The organism is Rhizobium sp. CB2179 (assembly GCF_057653455.1).
The window spans coordinates 4,453,142-4,476,586 of the sequence record NZ_CM172781.1 but is presented as its reverse complement, the minus strand read 5'-3'; the positions used below and the strand labels follow the sequence as shown (position 1 = coordinate 4,476,586).

Below are 23,445 nucleotides of genomic sequence, written 5' to 3'. Positions count from 1 at the left end.
GGTCGATGATGGCTTATCTGCCGTGAAGGCCTATCTGCCGTCGATCTGTTGGCCGATATAGGCGATCGCCTGCTGGTAGACGCTGGCGGCGTTCCAGCCCTGAATGGCGACGAAATTCGGCTCTCCCGGCTGATAGCCGGCGCCGGCGCGCCAGCCGTGGCCCTTGAGGAAATTCGCCGTCGAGGCCAGTGCATCGGCGCGGGAACCGACCATGTCGACGCGGCCGTCGCCGTCGCCGTCGGCGCCGAAGCGCACGACATTGCGCGGCAGAAACTGCGTCTGGCCGATTTCCCCATGGGCAGCGCCCTTGGCCTGTGGGCTCAGATAACCCTCCGAGACGAGCTGGAGTGCTGCATAGAGCTGGTCGGTGAAATAGTCCGAACGACGGCAGTCATAGGCAAGGGTCGAAACGGCCGACAGCGTATGCTGGTTGCCCATATAGCTGCCGAAACCGGTCTCCATGCCCCAGATGGCAACCAGCGGGCCGGCCGGAACGCCGAAACGGCGCTCGATCGAGGCAAAAAGCGCCTTATTGGCTGCCTTCATGCTGCGGCCGCGGGAGATGACCGTGGCACCGCCGCGCTTCTGCATGAAAGCGTCGAAGGAGAGCTTGAAGCTCTTCTGGCCTCGGTCGGCGGCGATCGTCGGTTTGTTGTAATTGACGTTGGCGAAGGCGCGGTCGAGGACCGAGCGGCTGACGCCGTTTGCCACCGCTTCCTGCTTGAAGTCGGCGACCCATGCACCGAAACCGCTACTATTATTGCCGCATTGAGCGCCCTGGGCCGCTGCCGGCAACGCGTGGAGGACGCCCGCCGCCGTAAACGCCGCCAGAAAAAATGTTGTCATGCGCATGAGAAACCCCGCTCCGGTCTGCTGAAGCGCGCCGCGGCCGATCGGGCCATGCGACGCGCTCAAAGTCTTCATTCTGTTCATGTCGCTGTCCCGAACCGCTGCACGGTTTTGGACGGCATGCTTTGGCTTGATGCCGGGCAGAATGCCAGCCGAAGGCGATCTTGTCACGGTCACCTTTTTCAGCAAGCGCTTATGGACAAGAAGCGTCCATAATTCGGCAAAAGCCCTGCCTTCATCATCAGCAGGGCTTTAGCATATTATGGTTTACAAATGGTATCAGGCAGCCTGCTTGCGCGGCTTGACGAGACCACGATTGACGAGCAGCTCGGCGATCTGGATGGCGTTCAACGCAGCGCCCTTGCGCAGATTGTCGGAGACCACCCAGATGTTGAGGCCGTTTTCGACCGTCGCATCCTCGCGGATGCGCGAGATGTAGGTCGCATCCTCGCCGGCGGATTCATATGGCGTGATGTAGCCGCCATCCTCGCGCTTGTCGATGACGAGGCAGCCCGGTGCATCGCGCAGGATGTCGCGGGCCTGGTCGGCGGTGATCTCGTTTTCGAATTCGATGTTGACCGATTCCGAATGACCGATGAAAACCGGCACGCGCACCGCGGTGCAGGTCACCTTGATCTTCGGGTCGAGCATCTTCTTCGTCTCGGCCAGCACCTTCCACTCTTCCTTGGTGTAGCCGTCCTCCATGAAGACGTCGATGTGCGGGATGACATTAAAGGCAATACGCTTGGTGAACTTCTTGTTCTCGATCGGATCGGCGACGAAGACGGCGCGCGTCTGATTGAAGAGCTCGTCCATACCGTCCTTGCCGGCGCCGGAGACCGACTGGTAGGTCGAGATGACGACGCGCTTGATCTTGGCAAAGTCGTGCAGCGGCTTCAACGCCACCACCAGCTGGGCGGTCGAGCAATTCGGATTGGCGATGATGTTGCGCTTGGTGAACTGGCTGATAGCATCCGGGTTCACTTCCGGCACGATCAGCGGCACGTCGGCGTCGTAGCGCCAGGCCGAGGAATTGTCGATGACGATGCAGCCCTGCTGGCCGATCTTCGGCGAGAACTTCTTGGAGACCTCGCCGCCGGCCGACATCAGGCAGATGTCGGTATCGGAGAAATCGTAATTCTCCAGATTGGAAACCTTCAGCGTCCGGTCACCGTAGGAAACCTCGGTGCCCTGCGAACGCGAGGAGGCGAGTGCCACGACCTCATCGGCGGGGAAGCCTCGCTCGGAGAGGATATTGAGCATCTCCCGGCCAACATTTCCGGTCGCTCCCGCAACTGCTACTTTGAAACCCATTTCTCAAGCTCTCTTTCTCTTCTCTCCTCTTGTCCGGTGAGGGGAAAGGCGCGATTAATCGCGTCTTCCTGTCCCCAGCCGAGCCGGGGAGAGAGCGGCAGGCCAGAGACGTCAGACGGTTTTCGTCGTCGTTTTGGCCTTGGTTTTGGCAGAAACCGGAACGGCAATGTCCACCCCGGCAACCGGTGCCCGGTCATTGCATTCGGCAATGGCGTGTTCGTCGCGAACCATGGAGATTCCTTTTCCGAAGTTGCTCTTAGAAGGTTTTCCACAGGAGTCAAGGTTTTTGCGCTCAGAGCCGGCAGGCGAAAGCGGCGGCCGCAATGCTGCGACGTTTTGTCATGCCGCTGTCATCCTCGGGGGGTATCCCGGCGCGGTTGTTAATGTCTGCAACGAAAACGGGGGTTTTCCATGCGTACGCTTCTTGCCGTCTTTGCGGCCACCATCATCCTTGCGGGCGCCGCTCAGGCGACGACGGTCTATCCGCTTGATCGCGCGACGATCCTTGCCGGTTCGCCGTTCGATTTCAAGGTCGAGCTCAACAAGCAGGTCAAGCCCGAAGACGTGAAGATCACGGTCAATGGCCAGGACTACAAGACCGTGCTTGGGGGCGAGGCGCAGTTCGTCGAACTGGAAAAGGGCAAGGACGACAAGGCTCTCGGCTCCGCTATCCTGCTGCGCGGCCTGAAGATTTCGGCTCCGGGCGACTACAAGATCGAAGTCGCTGCCGGCGACGAAACGAAGTCCGTCACCTGGAAAGTTTACGAAACAGCCGCCCAGCCGAAGGCCAAGAACATCATCTTCCTGCTGGGTGACGGGCTTTCCGTTGCGCATCGCACCGCTGCCCGCATCATGTCCAAGGGCATGACCGAAGGTAAGGCGAATGGCCGCCTGAATATGGACGATCTCGAGCGTATGGCTTTTATCGGCACGTCGGCGACGAATGCCGTCGATACGGACTCAGCCAACACCATGTCGGCCTACATGACGGGTCACAAGACGGCCGTCAACGCGATCGGCGTTTACGCGGACCGTACGCCGGCCTCCCTCGATGATCCGCGTGTTGAAACCTTCGCAGAAGCCGTTCGCCGCCTGACCAAGAAGTCGATCGGTATCGTTGCAACGGCCGAGGTCGAAGACGCCACGCCGGCTGCGGTCGTTGCTCACACCCGCAACCGCAACGACAAGGCCGACGTCGTCGGCATGCTGCTCGACGTCAAGCCGGAAGTCCTCCTTGGCGGCGGCTCGGCCTATTTCCTCGGCAAGGAAGTCGCCGGTTCCAAGCGCAAGGACAATCAGGACTACATCAAGCAGTTTCAGGATGCCGGCTATAAGCTTGCCACCGACAAGAACGAGCTCGCAGCCGATGCATCGGCTGAAGGCAATCTCCTCGGTCTCTTCCACACCGGCAATATGGACGTCACGCTTGATCGCGAGTTCCTGAAGAAGGGCACCGTCGACAAGTTCCCGAACCAGCCGGGCCTCGTCGCCATGACCAAGGTTGCGCTCGACCGCCTCTCGAAGAATCCTGATGGCTTCTTCTTGATGGTCGAAGGCTCCTCGATCGACAAAATGTCCCATCCGCTCGATTGGGATCGTGCCGTCTACGAAACCATCGAATTCGACCAGGCCATCGGCGTTGCCCGCGAATTCCAGAAGGCCCATCCGGAGACGCTGATCGTCGTCACCGGCGACCATACGCACGGCGTATCCATCATCGGTACTGTCGATGATGAAAAGCCGGGCACGGACATGCGCGAAAAGGTCGGGACCTATGCCGAAGCCGGCTTCCCGAACTACAAGGACGAAAACGGCGACGGCTATCCCGATAAGGTCGACGTCAGCCGCCGCCTGTTCCTGAGTGCCAACAATGGCCCCGATCACTACGAGACCTTCCGTCCGAAGCTCGATGGTCCGTTCGTTCCGGCTGTCCAGAACGAAAAGAAGGAATATGTCGCCAACGAGCAGTATAAGGATGTTCCCGGCGCGGTCTTCGTTCAGGGCAATATTCCGAAGAGCGGCGATAGTGGCGTCCACGCCGTCGATGACGTCGTTCTGCAATCGGCTGGGCCGGGCGCCGAAGGCTTCCATGGTTACATGGAACAGAGCGACGTCTATCGCGTGCTCGCCGACACCTTCGCTCTCGGCGCCGAGCAGACGAACTGATCTGCGGATCCGGCCAGGCCTGTTGCCGGCCTGGCCTCTTTTATCGATCAAGTCCCGGCCGTTCAGCGGCCGGGATTTCATTCTTGGAGATCGCCATGGAAAAGCTCCCTTCGCTGTATCTCAGCCGCCGCGGCCTGATCGGCACCATCGGCACGCTGGCCTTGGCCGCTGTTGCGCGCCCGAGTTCTGCTGCGGATTCCTTGATCAGCTTCGATGAACTTTACGGCAAGTTCGGCGTGCTCGGCCTCGAATTCTCCGACAAGGTGAAGCGCCTTGCCGGCGAAGGGATCAGCATGGAAGGTTTCATGGCGCCGCCATTGAAAGCCGAGGCCCAGTTCTTCGTGCTCACCGAGGTGCCGATGTCGCTCTGCCCCTTCTGTTCCTCGGATGCGGACTGGCCGGACAATATCGTCGTCGTCTATCTCGGCGAGAAGCAGACCTTCGTGCAGTCGCGCCAGACGATCGAAGTGCGTGGGACGCTTGAATACGGTTCGTGGACGGATCCGGAGACAGGCTTCGTCAGCCTGCTGCGGATCCGCCAGGCCGAATATTCCGTCGTCTGAACCGATATGCTCGCTCTCGATATCGAAAACCTGACCGTTGCCTTCCCGGGCCTGTCCTCGCCGGCACTGGCGATCGGCCGCCTGTCGATCGATGCCGGCAGCAGGGTCGCCATTACAGGCGCTTCCGGCTCCGGAAAGAGCACCTTCGTCAATATTGTTGCCGGGCTGGAGCGGACACGGCAAGGCCGCATCCGCTGGAACGGCGAGGATATCGCGGGTTTTTCAGAAAGCCGGCGCGACCGGTTCCGTGCCGCCAATATCGGCCTGGTCATGCAGGAGTTTCATCTCTTTGCCGGCCTGTCGGCGCTGGAGAACGTACTCCTGCCGGCGCGGCTTGCCGGCGCTGCCACGGCTGATGTCATCGAGCGGGCGCATGCGCTTTTGAGCACGGTCGGTCTTTCCCGCCCCGGCCAGAAAATCGAAACCATGTCGCGCGGCGAGATGCAGCGCGTGGCGATCGGCCGAGCACTGCTGCGCAAGCCCGGCGTCATCATCGCCGACGAGCCGACCGCAAGCCTCGATGCCCAAAGCGGCGAGGCGGTCGGCGATCTCATCCTCGATCTGGCCATTGCCGAAGGCAGCACGCTGATCGTCATTTCACACGACCACCGCTTGGCCAGCCGCCTCGACCGGCGCATCACCTTCGGTTCCGGCCGGATCCGCGAAGATTCCGCGGCAACGGCGGGAGAAGCTGCATGATCTGCTTCATCCTTTCCGATCTTCGTCGCCTCTGGGTGGGATCGCTGGTGGTCGTGCTGCTGGTGGCGCTTGCGACCGCGCTTGGCGTTTCTGTCGTCCTGCAGGAGCGGGCGCTTCGTCTCGGCAGCGCACGCGCTGCCGACAAGTTCGATCTTGTCATCGGCGCCGGCGGCAGCGAGACGCAGCTCGTGCTGTCCTCCGTCTTCCTGCAGCCCTCGCCTTTGCCGCTGATGCCAGGCGAAGTGCTGGGCAAGCTTGCCGCGGATCCACGGGTCGATTGGGCAGCTCCGATCGGCTTTGGCGATTCCTTCTCCGGCTATCCGATCGTCGGCACGACGACCATGCTGGCGCAGAACCTGTCCGGCGGCTTGGCCGAAGGCGAGATTTTCTCACACGAGGGCGAAGCCGTGATCGGCGCGGCCGTCAAGCTGTCGCTCGGCGGCGAGATCAAGCCGATGCACGGGTCGCTGGAAGAGGGCGGAGAGACCCATACAGAGCTTGTCTATCATATCGCCGGCCGCTTGCGGCCGACCGGCACCGCCTGGGACCGGGCGATTCTCGTTCCCATCCAGGCCGTCTGGCACATCCATGGCATGGAGGCGGAGGAACATGCGGAAGACGGTGAGCACGAGCATGAAGCGGCGTCCGGAACGGATAACGCTGAACCTGCTCATGCGCCTGAGAAAGCCGGCGCTGACCACGATGGGCATGAGCATCACGGCGAGGCCGATCCGGATGCCGCGCTTGATGAGAGCTGGACTGCGGGCGCTCCAGGCCTTCCCGCCATTCTGGTCAAGCCGAAGACGATTGCCGATGCCTACAAGCTGCGGCAGGACTATCGTAGCGGCAATACCGTCGCCGTTTTTCCCGGCGAGGTGCTGACCAATCTCTACGCCACGCTCGGCGACGCCAAACAGATCCTCGTCGCGGTCGCCTCCGGCGCGCAGGCTCTCGTCGCAGCCTCGCTGGTGCTGGTCACGGTCATCCATATCGGCCAGCGCCGTCGGCAGATCGGCGCGCTGAGGGCCTTCGGCGCCCCGCGCGGGGCGATTTTCGGCATCGTCTGGCTGGAATTCTTCTTCCTGATGGCGGTCGGCATCGCCCTCGGATTCGTACTCGGTTATGCCGCGGCTCTCATCTTGTCCGGCATGTTTTCGCAAACGAGCGGGGTCGCGATGCCGGTCGGCTTCGCCCGTGAAGACGCCTGGCTTGCGGCAGTGCTGCTTGCCTTTGCCACAATTCTCGCTGCGCTGCCGGCAGTGCTCGCCTATCGGCAATCGCCGGCGCAGGCGCTGAGAGCGTAACGGGTCCACATCACAAACCGCGTGAAACCTGCTTCGAAAGCTCCGGCAGCGCAATCCTCGCGGGCGGCGGCGGGCCTGATACGCATGAGAACCGCGCGTCATTCTTAGACTAAAGTCATAATCCGAAAGCCTCTCTCTTTTTGATCTGTCGTTTCTGGCACACTCCCGTCAGGCGTGTCGCGGCCAGGGGTATGCTTTGAGGAGAGTAGGTCGCGCGCGTGATCATCACTCTGTGGAGGACAGACAATGGCAAATGTCGCAAGCATCGACGGCGCAAAGGCCGGTCCGATGACCGGTGAGGAGAAGAAGGTCATCTTCGCCTCTTCGCTCGGCACCGTTTTCGAATGGTACGATTTCTATCTCTATGGTTCGCTCGCCACCTATATCGGCGCGACCTATTTCACCCAATATCCCGAGGCAACGCGTAACATCTTCACGTTGCTCGCCTTTGCCGCCGGCTTCCTGGTGCGCCCCTTCGGCGCGCTGGTGTTCGGCCGTCTCGGCGATCTCGTCGGCCGTAAATACACCTTCCTGATGACGATCATGATCATGGGTCTGTCGACCTTCCTCGTCGGCATCCTGCCGGGTGCCGCCACGATCGGTATCGCAGCCCCGATCATCCTGATCGCGCTCCGTCTGCTCCAGGGTCTGGCGCTGGGCGGTGAATATGGCGGCGCGGCCACCTATGTCGCCGAACATGCGCCGAACGGGCGCCGCGGCTACTTCACCTCGTGGATCCAGACGACGGCAACGCTCGGCCTGTTCCTGTCGCTGATCGTCATCGTCCTGGTTCAATATCTGATGGGTGCGGCTCAGTTTGCCGCCTGGGGCTGGCGCATTCCGTTCCTGGTCTCGGTCGTCCTGCTCGGCATTTCCGTCTGGATCCGCCTGAGGATGAACGAATCGCCGGCGTTCCAGCGGATGAAGGCAGAAGGCAAAGGCTCCAAGGCGCCGCTGACCGAGGCCTTCGGGACGTGGAAAAATGCCAAGATCGCGATCATCGCGCTGCTCGGCGCCACCATGGGCCAGGCGGTCGTCTGGTACGGCGGCCAGTTCTATGCGCTGTTCTTCCTGCAGAACGTGCTGAAGGTGGACCTGTTTTCGGCCAATGTCATGGTGGCCATCGCACTTCTCCTCGGCACGCCCTTCTTCGTCATCTTCGGCGGTCTCTCCGACAAGATTGGCCGCAAGCCGATCATCATGGCAGGCCTTTTCATTGCGGCGGTGACCTATAATCCGCTGTTCAAGGCGATGACCTGGACGGCGAACCCGGCGCTTGCCGAAGCGCAGGCTTCGATTCGGGCAACGGTGACGGCCGATCCGGCTGATTGCAGGTTCCAGTTCAACCCGACCGGGACGACGAAGTTCACCAGTTCCTGCGACGTGGCAACGGCGTTCCTGACCAGGAACTCGGTGCCTTACGACGTTGTGCCCGGTACCGCCGGACAGCCGGCAACGGTGAAGGTCGGCAACGCGACGATCCCAAGCTTCGACGTCGTCGCTGCCGGCGACAAGGCGAAGGGGATGACCGCCGCCTTCGAAAAGAGCGTCAACATCGCGCTCCACGATGCCGGCTATCCGCTGAACCGCGGCGCCGTCAAGGTGCCGGATGCCAAGCTCGACGCCTTCATCGCAGCCAATCCCGAGCTGTCGCTCAACGCCGATGCCGTGCGCGCCGGCGAGAAGGAAACCGTGCCTGCGGCCAAGCTGGTCGAGACCAAGCTGCTGACCGCGGATGAGGCCAATGGCGTCACCGACATGACGGTCTACAATATCGCCAATGGCGGCACCTTCGCCATGGTCGCCGATCCGGCTCGCGTTAACTGGATCGGCACGATCGCCGTGCTGTTCGTCCTTGTCTTCTATGTGACGATGGTCTACGGCCCGATCGCCGCTCTGCTGGTCGAGCTTTTCCCGACCCGCATCCGCTATACCGGCATGTCGCTGCCCTATCACATTGGCAACGGCTGGTTCGGTGGCCTGCTTCCGGCGACGGCCTTCGCGATGAGCGCTGCCGCGGGCGATATCTACTACGGTCTCTGGTACCCGATCGTCTTTGCGACGATCACGCTGGTGATCGGCTTGATCTTCCTGCCGGAAACGAAGAACAGGGATATCCACGCCATGGATTGAGCGGCGGATTGAGCCAATCCTTGCTTAGAAAAAGCCCGGCGCACAAGGCGCCGGGCTTTTGCATATTACAGCGCCGCGCGTCTTTTCGGACGCAAAGGACGCTGTAACATTTTGAATCATGCAGTGCGAAACAGCCGCTTCGAGAGCGGCCAGCCATCCGGCGCCAGCTTGAAGAGCAAGCCGCAGCGGGCAAAGACGATCGCCGTCAGCAGCGAGAACCAGGCGCCGAAGGCAAGGCCGGCGATGACGTCGCTCGGATAATGGGCGCCGACCATGACACGCGTCATGGCGAGCCAGATGGCGCAGGCTATGAAGGCAACACGGTAGCGTGGAAACAGCAGGGCGAAGGCGGCGAAGAAGGCGCCGACCGTGGTGGAATGGCCGGACGGGAAACTTTCGAAAGCGGAATGGCCCGAAAAGGGCGTGAAGGAAAACATACCGTAGTCATGGAAATGATCGGGACGTGCCCTGCCGATCGCCCGCTTCAGCAGATTGGCGAGAAGCCCGGAGAAGACGACTGTGATGAAGAGATAAGCGCCGATCCAGCTGACATAGAGCGCCTGCGCCTTGGAGCGCGCTGTCTTCACAAGCTTGTAGCCTGCCCGGCCCTGAAAGAACAGCAGGATGCTGGTGTAGATCAGCCAGGCGGAATCGCCGAAACCGGTCAGCATTTCGCCGAGGTGCTTCACCGGTGCAGGAGCCTTGCTGGCGCCGATCGGTGCATCGAAGAGCAGCATGGAAAGGATCACGGCATTCAGCGTGATGAAAAGGCAGGTCTGCCAGCGCAAAGGCGGCATGCCGGCATTGCTCCGGTGCCAGCGCCTGTTTAGGGAAGCCCAAAATGCCCGCATTCCGTCGTCCGTTCGAATTTTGCTCTAGAGCGCCGCGCGTCCAACAGGATGCACTAAGGACGCTCTATCACTTTGAATTGGCGCACAATGCTTTCCGAACATCGATTCCGATTTCGAGGTTATGCACTGGTTAAAATCCGGCGCAAAAATACACGAGATTGTGGCCGAGGATAGTCTGCTTGGGATAATTCGACCGAGCCGATAGGGCTCGCGGTCTTGAGAAAAAAGCCCTCCGCAAGAATCCTGCGAAGGGCCGGAACTGTTTCACGTGAAATATCAGGCGGAAAGCGTCTTGAACTCGGCGAGGATCGCGTCGCCCATCTCGATGGTGCCGACCTGCCTTGCACCATCGGCCATGATGTCACCGGTGCGGATGCCCTTGTCGAGCACGTTGGCGATCGCCTTTTCCAGATCGTCGGCTTCCTTCACCAGATTGAAGGAGTAGCGCAGGCACATGGCGAAGGAGGCGATCATGGCGATCGGATTGGCGATACCCTTGCCGGCGATGTCAGGGGCCGAGCCGTGCACCGGCTCGTAAAGCGCCTTGCGCTTGCCGGTCTTGCCGTCAGGCGCGCCGAGCGAGGCCGATGGCAACATGCCGAGCGAACCGGTCAGCATGGCGGCGACGTCGGAGAGCATGTCGCCGAAGAGATTGTCGGTGACGATCACGTCGAACTGTTTGGGCTGGCGCACCAGTTGCATGCCGCCGGCATCGGCCAGCATGTGTTCGAGCTGGACGTCGGAATATTTCGCCTTATGCGTTTCGGTCACCACCTGGTTCCAGAGCACGCCCGACTTCATGACGTTGCGCTTTTCCATGGAGCAGACGCGATTCTGCCGCGTGCGGGCCATTTCGAAGGCGACGCCGGCGATGCGCTCGATCTCGTAGGTATCGTAGACTTGCGTGTCGATGCCGCGCTTCTGGCCGTTGCCGAGGTCGATGATCTCCTTCGGCTCGCCGAAATAGACGCCGCCCGTCAGCTCGCGGATGATGAGGATATCGAGGCCTTCGACCAGCTCCGGCTTCAGCGACGATGCCGCAGCAAGGGCCGGATAGCAAATGGCGGGGCGCAGGTTTGCGAAGAGCTGCAGATCCTTGCGCAGGCGCAGCAGGCCGGCTTCCGGGCGCACTTCATAAGGCACGCTATCCCATTTCGGGCCGCCGACGGCGCCGAACAGAACGGCATCGGCGGCAATCGCCTTCTGCATGTCGGCTTCCGAGATCGCAGCGCCATGCGCATCATAGGCGCAACCGCCGACAAGGCCTTCGTCGGTGACAAAACCGGCATTCATCGCCTCGTTCATATAGGCGATGATCTTGCGGACCTCGCCCATGGCCTCGGGACCGATGCCGTCACCCGGCAGCAGGAAAAGATTGCGCGCTGTCATGAAACCCTCCTGGGAAAAACAAGTTGCGGTTTCTTAGACCCCGGAATTGGGCATTTCAAGCGACAGAAGCGGTGAATCGGTACGCTTCGCTCTGAGCAGTGACGGTTGCTCCTGCGTCCGCAAACGGATTAAACGGTTACCCTATCTTTATCCTGGATGGTTCCCATGCCTTTCGTACCTCTCCATCTCGACACGCCCTTGGTTCAGACGGCACCTGGCTATAGCGCCAGCGGCAAACCTCTCTGGCTGAAGCTCGATGCTCTGCAGCCTTCCGGCAGCTTCAAGCTGCGCGGCGTCGGCCGGCTTTGCCAGCACGAGGTGGAAAATGGGGCGCGCGAGATCTTCTGCGCTTCCGGCGGCAATGCCGGCATTGCCGCGGCTTATGCCGGCCGGGCGCTCGGTGTGCCGGTCACGATCGTCGTGCCGGAGACGACGGCGGCCGATGTCCGGCAGACGATTGCCGCAACGGGTGCGAATGTCCTCGTTCATGGTTCGGTTTTCGATGAGGCCAATGCTCATGCAGTCGAACTCGCCCGGAGCCGCAAGGCAACCTATGTTCACCCCTTCGACCATCCGCTTCTGTGGGATGGCCATGCCACGCTGATCGACGAGGTGGTGGCGAAGGGGGCAAAATTCGATTGCGTCATCACCAGCGTCGGTGGCGGCGGGCTGCTTGCCGGCATTGTCGAGGGATTGAAGCGCAACGGGCTTTCCGATGTGCCTGTTATCGCCGTCGAAACGGAGGGGGCGGCCTCGCTGAACGCCAGCCTCAAGGCGAATGAGCGTATCACCCTTCCCGCCATTACTTCGATTGCCAATTCGCTCGGGGCGCGGCAGGTGGCGCAGCATGTCTTCGACTTGCCGAAGCAGCATCCGATCGAAAGTGTTGTCGTCAGCGACGCCGATGCCGTTGCCGCCTGCCTGAAATTTGCCGATGCGCAGCGCATTCTGGTCGAGCCGGCTTGCGGTGCGGCCCTTGCGGTTGCCGATGTACATGCCGGGCTGCTTCAGCGCTTCGATAATCCGCTTATCGAAGTCTGCGGCGGCATCGGCGTGTCGCTCGAAAAACTCAGGGGCTGGAAAGAAAAATTTCTTTGACCCAACCAAAGAAAAAGCCGGGCGAAAGGCCCGGCTTGATCGGTAACCGATTGGATAGGTTCAGGCTGCCCAGGGGTGCGAAGCAGCGTTCTTCTTTTCGAAGCTGTCGATCGCCTTGCCCTTTTCCAGCGTCAGGCCGATGTCATCGAGGCCGTTCAGCAGGCAGTGACGCTTGAACTCGTCGAGATCGAACTTGATCAAACCACCATCGGGGCCGGTGATCTCAAGATTCTCAAGATCGACGGTCAGGACGGCGTTGGAGCCGCGCGAGGCGTCGTCCATCAGCTTGTCGAGATCTTCCTGGCTGACCTTGATCGGCAGGATGCCGTTCTTGAAACAGTTGTTGTAGAAAATATCGGCAAAGCTGGTCGAGATGACGCAGCGGATGCCGAAATCGAGAAGCGCCCAGGGCGCGTGCTCGCGCGAGGAGCCGCAGCCGAAATTGTCGCCGGCAACGAGGATCTTGGCATCACGATAGGCCGGCTTGTTCAGCACGAAATCCGGGTTTTCTGAGCCGTCTTCGTTATAACGAGCCTCCGCGAAGAGGCCGGTGCCGAGGCCGGTGCGCTTGATCGTCTTCAGATAATCCTTCGGAATGATCATGTCGGTGTCGACGTTGACAACCGGCAGCGGCGCTGCAACGCCCGTGAGCTTCACGAATTTATCCATGACCTATGCTCCATTTCAGCAAATCTACTCTCTGAATTTGCATCTAGTCCAGTTTTTCGCCGAAATGAAGGAGAATCTTTCACAGATGGCGGCCACGCGACGTTTCGCGCGGTCCGCCGATTGCGGCCTGTCCCTTATTTGGACGGTGCGTTCAACCCCCAGAGGACGCCGAACGGATCACGAAGCTGGCCATAGCGATCGCCCCAGAACATCAGTTCGACCGGCATGACGACTTCGGCGCCGGCGGCAACCGCGCGATCCCACCAGAAATCGATATCATCGATCACCAGTTGGATGGCGAAGCCTTCATGGCCTTTGAAGGCATGGCCGTATTCGGGATAGGCGTCCGACAACATCAGGGAACTGCCGTTGATGTAGAGATGCACATGCATCGTTCTGCCGCTCTCGTCGACCGGCACAAGATATGCCTCTTCGGCGCCGAAAGCCTTCTTGTAGAATTCCGCAGCTTTCACCGCGCCATCGACCGTCAGATAGGGCAGCAGGCCATTCTTGACCGGCGGCATCTTGGTCGAGTTGCTCTCTGTCGTCGTATCCATGCTCGTCCTCCATACGTTTTTCACGAGCCGGCGGAATGCCTGGCTGTTTCAAGGACGCATGATGGAATCTGGAGCCGACAGTGTCGGTCAAAATTTTTGGAAAATCCGGTGATCAGAGATCGATGATCGTGCCGCGGCCGTCGTTCCACACGCGCATCTCACGCTTACCGTTGTTTGCCTTGGCGCGGACCGGAACGGGCTTCATCTTCATCGAAAGCGCACGTCCGACCATGAGCACGGTCAGGATGCCGCCGACGGCGAGCGTCACCGAAAAGGTGAAAAGCAGCATGGCCACGAAAACGGTGGCGCCGGCAAGCATGAGGAAGATGGAGCGAATGTTCTGCATGGTTAGAGACCTTTCTTCGGAAAGGAATGTGGTCCTTCTCCTTCCTCTCTGCAAGGCAAGCATGGCTTTTTGTTGTTCTGCTAGATGTTCTGGGGTGGGCTGCTTGCTTCGGCTTTCAAAGCTTGGCACTAATTCGCCATGAGCCGAAACCCCACGACCCGCTCCATGCGCCTGCGCCGTTCGGTGCTGAGCGTGCCTGCCATCAATCCCCGCGCCCTCAAAAAAACCCATGCGGTCGATTGCGATGCGGTGATCTTCGATCTCGAGGATTCCGTGGCGCCGGAAAAGAAGGCGGAAGCGCGGGAAAACCTGAGGAATTTCTTTTCGGCTCGACCGCTCGAAGGCAAGGAGCGGATCATCCGTATCAACAGCCTGTCCACCGATTTCGGCCTGGCGGACATGGAGCTGGTGACGGCGCTTGCTCCTGATGCCGTGCTGCTGCCGAAGGTCGACGAACCGCAGGATGTCATGGCGCTCAGTGACTTTCTCTCCGAGGCGGATGCGCCGGAAGATCTGCGCATCTGGGCGATGATCGAGACGCCGCGCGGCATCCTCAATGCGGCTGTTATCACCGAAGCCGGGCGCACGCCGGGCTCGCGGCTCGATTGCCTGGTCGTCGGGCTCAACGACCTGCGCAAGGAAACCGGCGTGCTTCCACAGCCAGGGAGGAACTATCTCGTGCCGTGGCTGATGCAGGTCGTCCTTGCTGTCAGCGCCTACGGGCTCGATGCGATCGACAGCGTCTTCAACGATTTCAGGGACGAACAGGGTTTTGATGCCGAATGTCTGCAGGGCCGGGCCATGGGCTTTGCCGGCAAGATGCTGATCCATCCGGCGCAGATCGAGCCCGCCAACCGCCATTTCGGTCCGGATCCGGCAGCGATTGCGGAAGCGGAGGCGATCATGTCAGCCTTTGCCGACCCCGCTTCCGATGGGCTGAACGTCATCAATGCAGGCGGGCGGATGGTCGAGCGGCTGCATCTTGTCCAGGCGGAAAGTCTGGTCCATAAAGCCCGCCTGATCGCAGCCCGCCAGGCTGCAGCACGAAAGACGATGTGATGAAACTCTACCGCTTCCTGACCGGTCCTGACGATGCTTCCTTCTGCCATAAGGTCACCGCCGCCCTCAACAAGGGCTGGTCGCTGGAGGGCTCCCCGACCTATGCCTTCAATGCCGCAATCGGCGCGATGCAGTGCGGCCAGGCCGTCGTCAAACATGTCGAAGGCAAGGATTACGATCCTGAGATGAAACTCTCCGAGCAGTGAGGTTTTAGCGCATAACCCCGAAAATCGTAATCGATTTTCGGAAAGGATTATGCGTGATTGAAAGTGATAGAGCGTCCTTAGCGCGTCCTTGGACGCGCGGCGCTCTATCGCTCGGCTGCTTCCTCGGCGCTTGCCTCGATCCGCTCCATGTCATCGTCGCTCAGCCCGAAATGGTGGCCGATTTCGTGGATCAGGACGTGGGTGATGATATCGCCGAGCGTCTCGTCGTTCTCAGCCCAGTAATCGAGGATGGGGCGGCGGTAGAGGCGGATGCGGTTCGGCATCTCGCCGGTTTCCACCGTGAAACGTTCGGAAATGCCCCTGCCCTCGAAAAGGCCAAGCAGATCGAAAGGGGTTTCCAGCGCCATGTCCTCGAAAACGTCGTCATCGGGGAAATCTTCGATCTCGATCGTGAGGTTGGTCGTCAGCTGGCGGAATTCATCCGGCAGATGGCTATAGGCCTCCATCGCCAGCGACTCGAAGGCGCTGATCGTCGGCGCATGGCGGTCCCGCCAATCATCGCTCTGGTCTATGCGGGCCATGAATATTCCTTCCTTTGCGGGCCCATATAGAACCTTTATCGCCGATTTTCGAGTGCGGAATCAAAGGCAGGAATATTTTCATAGAAAATGGCCGTTGACTCTTCATTAGCTCTCTGGAATCTATAAGAACATAACAGGAACAAGACGGATCGGAGAACGCCATGGCGCAGCACGCCCTGGCGCGCGAGCGGCTTTTTGCGCTCCGCGAAACCATCGCCAGACTGGAGGGAAGACTCGCGCCGGCACTTGCCGCAGCGGAGCGGGAAGCCCTGGCAGAAGGACGTAAGACCCGCCAGGAGCGCATTCTGCCGCCCCTGGCGTTTGGGGTGGAGTTTCTCGACGGCGCCCTGGAAGGCGGCTTGCCGCTCGATGCGATCACCGAATTCCGTTCCGCTCTGTCTCGCGATGCCGGTGCTGCAAGCGGGCTGGCGATGGCTGTTGCCGCGCGGCTGCAAAAACAGGAGGCGGATGCCGGCCGCCTTCTGCCGTTGCTCTGGATCGGCGATGCCGTCGGCACGCTGGAGGCCGGCCGTCCCTATGCTCCCGGGCTTCGGGATTTCGGGCTGAGCCCGGAGCGGTTTCTCCATGCCGCGCCGCGCAAGCTGGACGAGGCGCTCTGGCTGGCGGAGGTGGCGGTGGAAAGTGCTGCCTTCTCGGCCGTCATCTTTGAAGTCCGGGGCAATCCCGCCCATTTCGGCCTGACCGAAAGCCGCAGGCTCAGTCTCAGGGCGCATGCTGCCCGCCGTCCGCTCTTTCTTGTCCGTCAGGCCGGGGCGGAGGAGGCAAGCAGTGCGGCCTTCCGTCTGCATGTCGAACCGGCCCCGTCCGCTCTGCGGTCGTTGCCGGATGGATCGACACTTTCCGGCAGCATCGGCAATCCGATTTTCCGTCTGACGCTGGAGAAGAGCCGAAATCCGGCCCCGCTCTCCTTTCTTCTGGAGTGGAATCCCCATGAACGCGAATTTCTCCCTGTCGCCGAACCAAACCTCGTTCGTCCTCCAGGCGAACAGTCAGCGCATTCTGGCGCTCAGCTTCCCGCATCTGCCAACGGACCGCATCGCCCGCAAGCGATGGGGGCTCTCCTGGCGTTCGAAAGGGCGTCCTGAGACGCCGCCTATCGTCTGTTCCGGCAAGCTCAACAATGCCATGCGGCTAACGGCACTGGACGAGTTGGCCGAGAGGCTGGGGTTGAGGAAGGAGCTCGGCGTTGCCGAAGCGCGCGCCATGTACCCCATGCTCGAGGTCGCGGAAGAGGATCCGGCGGCCGACCGCCGGTTGCTGGAGGCAATTGCCGACTGGTGCGACCGTTATACGCCGCTGGTGGCGTTCGACGGCAAGGACGGCCTGTTTCTCGACATTAGCGGCTGCGCCCATCTTTTCGGCGGTGAAAAGGCGCTTCTTCGGGATGTGCTGTCGCGGCTTTTTCATATGGGGTTCGATGCCCGCGGCGCGATCTCATCGTCACCCGGCCTTTCCTGGGCCGCGTCCCGCTTCGGGCAAGGCGGCGTGATCGAGGACGAAGAGACGGAACATGTGCTGGTGTCCTTGCCGGTTGCAGCCTTGCGGCTGGAAGGACGGACCGTCGATGCTCTGAAGAAGCTCGGTCTGAAATATATCGGCGACGTCATCGATGCGCCGCGAGCGCCATTGACCCGCCGGTTCGGCCCGGAGCTGCTTCTGCGTCTCGACCAGGCGCTGGGACGTGAAGAGGAGCCGGTCTCGCCCCGGCGTCCTGTTGCCAGCCTCTCGGCCGAAAGCCGGCTGATCGAGCCCATCGGGACGGAAGAACAGATCCTTGCCGTCACCAGGCAGGTCGCCTTATCGCTGCAGCCGTCGCTGGAGGCGCGGGGTGCTGGCGGGCGGGTGTTCGAACTGGTCTTGTTCCGCGTCGACGGCAGGGTCTTTCGTATCTCCGTCGGCGCTTCGCAGCCGCTTCGCGAACCAAAGTTCATCGCCGGACTTTTTTCCGAGCGATTGCAGGCGGTCTATGACGATCTCGATGCCGGCTATGGTTTCGAGATCCTGCGGTTGAATGTGTTGCGGCACGATCCCTTCAACGAGGCGCAGGGTGATTTCGAGGGCGACCGTCAGGGAGAGGTCTCGCTTTCGGCCTTCGTCGACCGGGTCTCGGCCCGACTTGGTGCGGATTGCCTGCAAAGCTTCCAGCTCCGCGAGAGCCATGTTCCGGAACGCGCCGTCATCACGGTTCCTGTGATGGAGAGCCTTCCCAGGCGGAAGGCAGAGCAGGACATCCAGCTTCCTTTCCGCGAAGAGCGCCCGCTGCGGCTCTTTGCAACGCCAGAGCCCGTCGAGCCCATCCTTGCCGAAGTGCCCGATGGTCCGCCGCAGATCTTCCGCTGGCGGCGCATGCAGCATCAGGTGGCAAGAAGTGAAGGGCCGGAACGGATTGCCATGGAGTGGTGGATCGATGGGGATGACGCCGAGGCGCGTGATTATTTTCGCATCGAGGACGAGACCGGGCATCGTTTCTGGATCTATCGTCGCGGTTTCTATGGTCAGGAATTCCATCCTCGCTGGTTCATGCACGGTGTGTTTGCATGAAGAGCGAGCCCGTATTTTTCGAGATCGGTGCGCGAACGAATTTCTCGTTTCTCGAAGGAGCCTCCGGCCCGGAAGAGATGGTCGTACAGGCCGCTCATCTCAGGCTCGGCGGCCTCGGGATTGCGGACCGGAATTCGGTTGCTGGCGTGGTGCGGGCGCATGCACAGGCGGAGCAGCTTGAGGAGAGATACAGGAACAAGGATGCGATTTTAGCCGAGGCGAAGAAGAAAGGAAAAACGGAGGTCATTCTCGATCCTATCCGGATTCAGCCGGGTGCCCGTCTCGTTTTCTCCGACGGAACTCCCGATATCCTCGCTTATCCCAGCAACAGGCGGGGCTGGGCGAACCTTTGCCGTCTTCTCACCGCCGGCAATCTGAAGAAAGAAGCGGTCAAGGGAAGCTGCATTCTCACGGAAGCGGAGCTTATGGAATGGGGGGACGAGATGATGCTTGCCCTCGTTCCGGATCGCACCCTTGTCGATCATCAGGCAGCTCAGTCGACGCTGGAAGATTATCTGGAACGGTTTCGCAGACGCTTCCGCAAGGCTTTTTTTATGGCGCTGGCGCCAGCCTATGACGGTCGCGACAGGCAGGTCTTTGCGGTGTTTTCCATGCTCGCCGCCCGAAACCGCGTGCCGCTGATTGCAACCAACCAGCCGCTTTATCATCATCCCGAACGTCGGCCGCTTTCGGATGTCGTGATCGCGATCCGGGAGCATGTACAGATAGCGCAAGCCGGATTCCTGCTGGCGCCGAATGCCGAACGCTATCTCAAGGATTCACGTGAAATGGCCCGGATCTTCCGGGACTATCCTAATGCGATCGAGAATACGCAGGTATTTTTCGACAGGCTGACCTTTTCGCTGAAGGAGCTGGAGCATAATTATCCGCCTGAAAACGATCCTGGTGAAACGCCGCAGGAGACACTCGAAAGGCTGACGAGAGCGGGAGCAGCAAGACGCTATCCCCAGGGTATTCCGCCGAAGGTGGCGCCGCAGATCGAGTATGAACTCGATCTGATTGGAAGGAAGAAATATGCTTCCTATTTCCTGACGGTTCACAGGATTATCCAGCACGCCCGCTATGAACTTAAGGTCTTGTGCCAGGGGCGCGGATCGGCGGCAAATTCGGTCATCTGCTATTGCCTCGAGATAACGGAAGTCAATCCTGAAAAGAGTACGCTTCTCTTCGATCGCTTCATTTCGATGGACCGGGACGAGCCGCCGGATATCGATGTCGATTTCGAGCATGACCGGCGTGAAGAGGTCATCCAGTTCATCTATAAAAGATACGGCATAGAACATGCTGGGCTGACGGCGGGGGTGACCACCTACCGTACGCGCTCGGCGGGCCGCGAGGTCTCCAAGGCCTTTGGGCTGTCGGAGGATGTCCAGTCGGCGATCAGCAGCCTCGTCTGGGGCTGGTCGGAGGATAATCTCTCGGAGCGGGACGCGAAGGCGGCGGGTCTCGACATCAAGGATCCGGTGACCCGAAACGTTCTTCAGTATGCGTCCGAACTTCTCGGCTTCCCGCGCCACCTCACCCAGCATGTCGGCGGCTTCGTCATCACGCGCGATAGGCTCGACGAGGTGGTACCGATCATGAAGACGGCGATGCCGGATCGCTACATGATTGAGTGGGACAAGGACGACCTCGATAACGTCAAGATCCTCAAGGTGGATGTGCTGGCGCTCGGCATGCTGACCTGCCTGCGGAAGGCCTTCTCGCTGCTTGAATTGCATTACGACGTGAAGAAGACGCTCGCAGACCTTGGTAACAAGGAGCATGGGGATGAAGGCGAGCCGGTTTACGAGATGATGGGCCGGGCCGATACGCTCGGCGTCTTCCAGATCGAAAGCCGGGCGCAGATGAGCATGCTGCCGCGTCTTAAGCCGAAGGTGTTCTACGATCTCGTCATCGAGGTGGCGATCGTGCGGCCAGGACCGATCCAGGGCGACATGGTGCATCCCTATCTGAAGCGCCGGGAGCAGCGGGCCAAGAACATTCCGATCAAATATCCGAGCAAGGAGCTGGAAACGGTTCTGGAAAGAACCCTCGGCGTGCCCTTGTTCCAGGAACAGGCCATGCAGATCGCCATTACCGCCGCAGGCTTCAAACCGGCGGAAGCCGACAAGCTTCGCAGAGCGATGGCGACATTCAAGAGAACGGGTACGATCGGCAACTTCGAAAAGCGGTTTATCGAAGGAATGGTCTCAAAGGACTATGATCCGGAGTTCGCGAAGCAATGTTTCAACCAGATCAAAGGCTTCGGCGAATACGGTTTCCCGGAAAGCCATGCCGCCTCCTTCGCACTGCTCGTCTATGCCTCCTCATGGCTCAAGGCCTATTATCCCGACGTCTTCTGCACGGCGATGCTGAATTCCCAGCCGATGGGCTTTTATGCGCCGGCGCAGCTGGTGCGGGATGCACGCGAGCACGGGGTAGCGATCCTGCCGGTCGATATCAATGACTCGAACTGGGATTGCGGTCTGGAAGAGGCCGCTTTCGATCGGAATGCTATCGATTTTCGGCATCATGAGATGCGCGAGATCATCAAGACCCGGCATGCGGTGCGGCTCGGCTTCCGGCAGATCAAGGGCCTTTCGACAGACGATATGGAACGGCTCGTCAGCCATCGCGGCGAAGGCTACAGCTCGGTGCGTGATCTCTGGCTGCGGTCCGGTCTGCAGAAATCGGTCATCGAGCGACTGGCGGATGCCGATGCGTTCCGATCCCTCAAACTGTCACGACGCGACGCGCTCTGGGCAGTGCGGGCGCTGGATGTGAGGAGTGCGACCGAGGAGCTGCCGCTTTTCGAGCAGGTTCGTCATGTCGACCTCCAGGCCGAGCCTGCGGCAAAGTTGCCGGAAATGCTGCCCGGAGAGCAGGTTATCGAGGACTATCGTTATCTCTCACTGTCGCTGAAGGCGCACCCCGTCTCCTTCCTGCGTGAGGAATTGCGCAAGGCCGGCATCACACGCAATGTCGATCTGTTGAAGGTCGCGAACGGAAAGAGGGTGACGATCGCGGGCCTCGTGCTGGTGCGCCAACGGCCTGGTTCGGCCAAAGGCGTGATCTTCATGACGCTGGAAGACGAGACCGGCGTGGCCAATGCGATCGTCTGGTCGAAAATGTTCGACAAATACCGCTCGGTCGTGATGGGCGCTCGGCTGGTGAAAATCCGCGGCAGGCTGCAATGCCAGAGCGGGGTGATCCATACCGTCGTCGAGCATATCGAGGACATGACGCCGGCACTCGGTATCCTGCAACGCGAGGCCCGGCGTTTCGGCGTCTGCGAGCGAGCAGACGAGGTGCTGAGGCCGGGTGCCGATCAGCGGCAGAAAAAGCTTGTAAATGCGCAGGAAACGGCGGACCCGGAAAAACGCATGGTTGCCACAGGCCGCCATGCGGGCGCGGCGGAAACCGCTGAGGTGATGCCGCGCGGACGCAACTTTCATTAAAAATGCATCGCACCGATCGAGACCATGCGGCGCACCTTCATTTGGCTTATGGCGTCATCATCCTGAAACCGCTGCATAATCCCGAACGACATGCATGGAGGCCTCACCGTACATCGCTGTTTGACGCTGTGGGACTCGAATTTTTTCTTGACAGCCACCATCTTCTTTAGCAGAAAACACGATAGTCAGTGTCATGTTTGGAATGAAGACGTGCTTGTCTGCAGCTGCAATTATATAACCGATAAGGAAATCCGGGAGGTTATCACCAACCTTCTCGATGAAGACTGTTGGCAGCTCATCGTGCCTGCGAAAGTCTACCACGCCATGGAAAAACGCGGCCGCTGCTGCGGCTGTTTCCCCAACGTCGTCGACATCATTATCCAGACAACCGAGGAATATCACGCCCGTCGCCACTCGACGGAGACCGAAATATTTGATTTCATGTCCCGCTTGAAACAATTCCATGAGGAAAACAGGAGAGCGGACATTGAAAGGCGACAAAAAGGTCATCGAGCGGCTTAACGAGGCATTGTTCCTCGAACTCGGTGCGGTCAACCAATACTGGGTTCATTATCGTCTTCTTGAGGACTGGGGCTATACCAAGCTCGCCAAGAAGGAGCGCGCCGAATCCATCGAAGAGATGCACCATGCCGACCGGCTTGTTGCACGCATCATCTTCCTCGAAGGCCATCCCAATCTGCAGACCCTTGCACCTCTGCGCATCGGCCAGAACGTCAAGGAAGTTCTGGAAGCCGATCTTGCCGGCGAGTACGACGCTCGCGCGGCCTACAAAAAGTCGCGCGATATCTGTCATGACGCCGGCGACTACGTTTCCATGAAACTTTTCGAGGAGCTGCTGGCGGACGAGGAAGGTCATATCGACTTCCTCGAAACACAGATCGACCTGCTCGGGAAAATCGGCGAGAGCAAATACGGCCAGCTCAACGCCGATTCCGCCAACGAAGCCGAATAATATTCGAACGAGATGCCGGCCGCCGATGGCGGCCGGTGTTAGCTATCGAATTATCAGCTGCCGTCCACCGCGATCGGCTGCATCAAACCGGATCGAAACCGGTGTCCCTCATTTCCATCTGCTGAAATCAAAACGGACCTGATCAATCGCGATCATACAGTATCGATCAGTCTTCCGATTGTAGTGCTGCCAGATGCTGGAACTCGGCCACCACCTGGTCATAGACGGCGCGCTTGAAGGGCACGATCAGCCCCGGCAGTTGCTGCATCGGCTTCCATTCCCAGGCATCGAATTCCGGCTCATGGCCGCCAGGGGGCGGATTGATGGCGATCTCGCTGTCGTCGCCGTCGAAGCGGAAGGCGAACCAGCGTTGCGTCTGGCCGCGAAATTTCCCCCTGAGCCCGATGCCGATCAGTGCCGGCGGCAAATCATAGTTGATCCAGTCTCTCGCTTCGGCAAGCAGGGTCACCGTCTTCATACCGGTCTCCTCGTAAAGCTCGCGGTAGGCAGCGTCCAATGGATCCTCGCCCTTGTCGATGCCCCCCTGCGGCATCTGCCAGAGCTGCGGCGAGCCGTCATATTCGGAATTGCCGACGGAGATGCGCCGTCCTGCCCAGACGAGGCCATCGCGGTTCAGGATCATCACGCCAACGCAGGGGCGGTAGGGCAGATCCTCGGCTTTCACAGTCGCCTGGCTCATCATC

Annotated in this window: 23 protein-coding genes; 13 read left to right on the top strand and 10 right to left on the bottom strand. The window is 60.3% G+C overall.

Annotated elements, in window-relative coordinates; all coding sequences use genetic code 11:
- Positions 1-30: 30 nt before the first annotated feature.
- The 3 genes from AC244Q_RS21995 to AC244Q_RS21985 all read right to left on the bottom strand — a co-directional run bounded on the left by AC244Q_RS21995 (position 31) and on the right by AC244Q_RS21985 (position 2,487).
- Positions 31-852 carry a lytic murein transglycosylase gene (locus tag AC244Q_RS21995; protein ID WP_113546781.1) on the bottom strand — a complete coding sequence of 274 codons (822 nt, stop codon included), beginning with the start codon at positions 850-852 and terminating at the stop codon, positions 31-33.
- A 276-nt stretch (positions 853-1,128) separates the two neighbouring features.
- Positions 1,129-2,163: an aspartate-semialdehyde dehydrogenase gene (locus tag AC244Q_RS21990; protein WP_012759513.1), complete on the bottom strand. Its 1,035-nt coding sequence runs from the start codon at positions 2,161-2,163 to the stop codon at positions 1,129-1,131.
- Positions 2,164-2,274: 111 nt separating this feature from the next.
- Positions 2,275-2,487: a hypothetical protein gene (locus AC244Q_RS21985; protein WP_113546683.1), complete on the bottom strand. Its 213-nt coding sequence runs from the start codon at positions 2,485-2,487 to the stop codon at positions 2,275-2,277.
- 87 nt (positions 2,488-2,574) lie between these two features.
- Here AC244Q_RS21985 and AC244Q_RS21980 point away from each other — a divergent pair, with 87 nt between their 5' ends.
- From AC244Q_RS21980 to AC244Q_RS21960, 5 genes are all read left to right on the top strand, one after another.
- Positions 2,575-4,329 (top strand): alkaline phosphatase, encoded by a 1,755-nt coding sequence (locus tag AC244Q_RS21980; protein ID WP_128407779.1) that lies wholly within the window; start codon positions 2,575-2,577, stop codon positions 4,327-4,329.
- A gap of 95 nt (positions 4,330-4,424) precedes the next feature.
- A complete protein-coding gene (locus AC244Q_RS21975; RefSeq protein ID WP_012759510.1) occupies positions 4,425-4,892 on the top strand; it encodes a hypothetical protein in 468 nt (155 codons plus the stop codon).
- 6 nt (positions 4,893-4,898) lie between these two features.
- The gene (locus tag AC244Q_RS21970; RefSeq protein WP_012759509.1) at positions 4,899-5,591 is read left to right on the top strand and encodes an ABC transporter ATP-binding protein; all 693 of its coding nucleotides are present in this window, start codon (positions 4,899-4,901) and stop codon (positions 5,589-5,591) included.
- On the top strand, positions 5,588-6,895 hold the full coding sequence (locus tag AC244Q_RS21965) for an ABC transporter permease (RefSeq protein WP_113546686.1): 1,308 nt from the start codon (positions 5,588-5,590) through the stop codon (positions 6,893-6,895). Before AC244Q_RS21970 ends, AC244Q_RS21965 begins: the two co-directional genes overlap by 4 nt.
- A 246-nt stretch (positions 6,896-7,141) precedes the next feature.
- Positions 7,142-9,028 (top strand): MFS transporter, encoded by a 1,887-nt coding sequence (locus tag AC244Q_RS21960; protein ID WP_012759507.1) that lies wholly within the window; start codon positions 7,142-7,144, stop codon positions 9,026-9,028.
- A 116-nt stretch (positions 9,029-9,144) separates the two neighbouring features.
- Here AC244Q_RS21960 and lpxE read toward each other — a convergent pair whose 3' ends face one another.
- Together lpxE and leuB are read right to left on the bottom strand one after the other, a co-directional pair.
- Complete coding sequence (lpxE, locus tag AC244Q_RS21955; RefSeq protein WP_080518565.1) at positions 9,145-9,879, bottom strand: lipid A 1-phosphatase LpxE; 735 nt, start codon at positions 9,877-9,879, stop codon at positions 9,145-9,147.
- Positions 9,880-10,155: 276 nt separating this feature from the next.
- Positions 10,156-11,268 (bottom strand): 3-isopropylmalate dehydrogenase, encoded by a 1,113-nt coding sequence (gene leuB, locus AC244Q_RS21950; RefSeq protein ID WP_012759505.1) that lies wholly within the window; start codon positions 11,266-11,268, stop codon positions 10,156-10,158.
- A gap of 165 nt (positions 11,269-11,433) precedes the next feature.
- Here leuB and AC244Q_RS21945 point away from each other — a divergent pair, with 165 nt between their 5' ends.
- Positions 11,434-12,366 (top strand): pyridoxal-phosphate dependent enzyme, encoded by a 933-nt coding sequence (locus tag AC244Q_RS21945; protein ID WP_012759504.1) that lies wholly within the window; start codon positions 11,434-11,436, stop codon positions 12,364-12,366.
- A gap of 60 nt (positions 12,367-12,426) precedes the next feature.
- Here AC244Q_RS21945 and leuD read toward each other — a convergent pair whose 3' ends face one another.
- From leuD to AC244Q_RS21930, 3 genes are all read right to left on the bottom strand, one after another.
- Positions 12,427-13,035 carry a 3-isopropylmalate dehydratase small subunit gene (gene leuD, locus AC244Q_RS21940; RefSeq protein WP_012759503.1) on the bottom strand — a complete coding sequence of 203 codons (609 nt, stop codon included), beginning with the start codon at positions 13,033-13,035 and terminating at the stop codon, positions 12,427-12,429.
- Between the two features lie 134 nt (positions 13,036-13,169).
- On the bottom strand, positions 13,170-13,592 hold the full coding sequence (locus AC244Q_RS21935) for a VOC family protein (protein WP_012759502.1): 423 nt from the start codon (positions 13,590-13,592) through the stop codon (positions 13,170-13,172).
- Positions 13,593-13,704: 112 nt separating this feature from the next.
- Entirely contained in the window at positions 13,705-13,938 is a 234-nt protein-coding gene (locus AC244Q_RS21930; protein WP_012759501.1) for a hypothetical protein, read from the bottom strand.
- A gap of 138 nt (positions 13,939-14,076) precedes the next feature.
- Between AC244Q_RS21930 and AC244Q_RS21925 the strand changes: the two genes are divergently transcribed.
- Entirely contained in the window at positions 14,077-14,997 is a 921-nt protein-coding gene (locus AC244Q_RS21925; protein ID WP_128407778.1) for an HpcH/HpaI aldolase/citrate lyase family protein, read from the top strand.
- Entirely contained in the window at positions 14,997-15,203 is a 207-nt protein-coding gene (locus tag AC244Q_RS21920; RefSeq protein WP_012759499.1) for a DUF1737 domain-containing protein, read from the top strand. The genes AC244Q_RS21925 and AC244Q_RS21920 overlap by 1 nt, the downstream gene beginning before the upstream one ends.
- Positions 15,204-15,307: 104 nt before the next feature.
- Here AC244Q_RS21920 and AC244Q_RS21915 read toward each other — a convergent pair whose 3' ends face one another.
- On the bottom strand, positions 15,308-15,745 hold the full coding sequence (locus AC244Q_RS21915) for a metallopeptidase family protein (protein ID WP_003543974.1): 438 nt from the start codon (positions 15,743-15,745) through the stop codon (positions 15,308-15,310).
- A 161-nt stretch (positions 15,746-15,906) separates the two neighbouring features.
- Between AC244Q_RS21915 and AC244Q_RS21910 the strand changes: the two genes are divergently transcribed.
- The 5 genes from AC244Q_RS21910 to bfr all read left to right on the top strand — a co-directional run bounded on the left by AC244Q_RS21910 (position 15,907) and on the right by bfr (position 22,741).
- Complete coding sequence (locus AC244Q_RS21910) at positions 15,907-16,851, top strand: ImuA family protein (protein ID WP_245460659.1); 945 nt, start codon at positions 15,907-15,909, stop codon at positions 16,849-16,851.
- Between the two features lie 40 nt (positions 16,852-16,891).
- On the top strand, positions 16,892-18,307 hold the full coding sequence (locus tag AC244Q_RS21905) for a Y-family DNA polymerase (protein WP_245460661.1): 1,416 nt from the start codon (positions 16,892-16,894) through the stop codon (positions 18,305-18,307).
- A complete protein-coding gene (locus AC244Q_RS21900; protein WP_128407776.1) occupies positions 18,304-21,768 on the top strand; it encodes an error-prone DNA polymerase in 3,465 nt (1,154 codons plus the stop codon). Before AC244Q_RS21905 ends, AC244Q_RS21900 begins: the two co-directional genes overlap by 4 nt.
- Positions 21,769-21,858: 90 nt before the next feature.
- On the top strand, positions 21,859-22,290 hold the full coding sequence (locus AC244Q_RS21895) for a (2Fe-2S)-binding protein (protein WP_113546691.1): 432 nt from the start codon (positions 21,859-21,861) through the stop codon (positions 22,288-22,290).
- Positions 22,256-22,741, top strand: a complete 486-nt coding sequence (gene bfr / locus AC244Q_RS21890; RefSeq protein ID WP_012759495.1) for a bacterioferritin — start codon at positions 22,256-22,258, stop codon at positions 22,739-22,741. Before AC244Q_RS21895 ends, bfr begins: the two co-directional genes overlap by 35 nt.
- A gap of 166 nt (positions 22,742-22,907) precedes the next feature.
- On the opposite strand, the gene AC244Q_RS21885 is transcribed toward bfr, so the two are convergent.
- Positions 22,908-23,441, bottom strand: coding sequence for an RNA pyrophosphohydrolase (locus tag AC244Q_RS21885; protein WP_017995551.1), 534 nt, complete (start codon positions 23,439-23,441; stop codon positions 22,908-22,910).
- Positions 23,442-23,445 lie beyond the last annotated feature (4 nt).

Bases quoted from the DNA above. Each gene is read 5' to 3' on its own strand.
- AC244Q_RS21975 (WP_012759510.1), top strand. From the start codon at position 4,425: ATGGAAAAGCTCCCTTCGCTGTATCTCAGCCGCCGCGGCCTGATCGGC.
- AC244Q_RS21900 (WP_128407776.1), top strand. From the start codon at position 18,304: ATGAAGAGCGAGCCCGTATTTTTCGAGATCGGTGCGCGAACGAATTTC.
- AC244Q_RS21970 (WP_012759509.1), top strand. From the start codon at position 4,899: ATGCTCGCTCTCGATATCGAAAACCTGACCGTTGCCTTCCCGGGCCTG.
- AC244Q_RS21995 (WP_113546781.1), bottom strand. From the start codon at position 852: ATGCGCATGACAACATTTTTTCTGGCGGCGTTTACGGCGGCGGGCGTC.
- AC244Q_RS21895 (WP_113546691.1), top strand. From the start codon at position 21,859: ATGCATGGAGGCCTCACCGTACATCGCTGTTTGACGCTGTGGGACTCG.
- AC244Q_RS21905 (WP_245460661.1), top strand. From the start codon at position 16,892: ATGCGGCTAACGGCACTGGACGAGTTGGCCGAGAGGCTGGGGTTGAGG.
- AC244Q_RS21915 (WP_003543974.1), bottom strand. From the start codon at position 15,745: ATGGCCCGCATAGACCAGAGCGATGATTGGCGGGACCGCCATGCGCCG.
- AC244Q_RS21925 (WP_128407778.1), top strand. From the start codon at position 14,077: ATGAGCCGAAACCCCACGACCCGCTCCATGCGCCTGCGCCGTTCGGTG.
- AC244Q_RS21910 (WP_245460659.1), top strand. From the start codon at position 15,907: ATGGCGCAGCACGCCCTGGCGCGCGAGCGGCTTTTTGCGCTCCGCGAA.
- leuB (WP_012759505.1), bottom strand. From the start codon at position 11,268: ATGACAGCGCGCAATCTTTTCCTGCTGCCGGGTGACGGCATCGGTCCC.
- AC244Q_RS21935 (WP_012759502.1), bottom strand. From the start codon at position 13,592: ATGGATACGACGACAGAGAGCAACTCGACCAAGATGCCGCCGGTCAAG.
- AC244Q_RS21920 (WP_012759499.1), top strand. From the start codon at position 14,997: ATGAAACTCTACCGCTTCCTGACCGGTCCTGACGATGCTTCCTTCTGC.
- AC244Q_RS21945 (WP_012759504.1), top strand. From the start codon at position 11,434: ATGCCTTTCGTACCTCTCCATCTCGACACGCCCTTGGTTCAGACGGCA.
- AC244Q_RS21930 (WP_012759501.1), bottom strand. From the start codon at position 13,938: ATGCAGAACATTCGCTCCATCTTCCTCATGCTTGCCGGCGCCACCGTT.
- leuD (WP_012759503.1), bottom strand. From the start codon at position 13,035: ATGGATAAATTCGTGAAGCTCACGGGCGTTGCAGCGCCGCTGCCGGTT.
- AC244Q_RS21980 (WP_128407779.1), top strand. From the start codon at position 2,575: ATGCGTACGCTTCTTGCCGTCTTTGCGGCCACCATCATCCTTGCGGGC.
- AC244Q_RS21965 (WP_113546686.1), top strand. From the start codon at position 5,588: ATGATCTGCTTCATCCTTTCCGATCTTCGTCGCCTCTGGGTGGGATCG.
- AC244Q_RS21885 (WP_017995551.1), bottom strand. From the start codon at position 23,441: ATGAGCCAGGCGACTGTGAAAGCCGAGGATCTGCCCTACCGCCCCTGC.
- lpxE (WP_080518565.1), bottom strand. From the start codon at position 9,879: ATGCGGGCATTTTGGGCTTCCCTAAACAGGCGCTGGCACCGGAGCAAT.
- AC244Q_RS21990 (WP_012759513.1), bottom strand. From the start codon at position 2,163: ATGGGTTTCAAAGTAGCAGTTGCGGGAGCGACCGGAAATGTTGGCCGG.
- AC244Q_RS21960 (WP_012759507.1), top strand. From the start codon at position 7,142: ATGGCAAATGTCGCAAGCATCGACGGCGCAAAGGCCGGTCCGATGACC.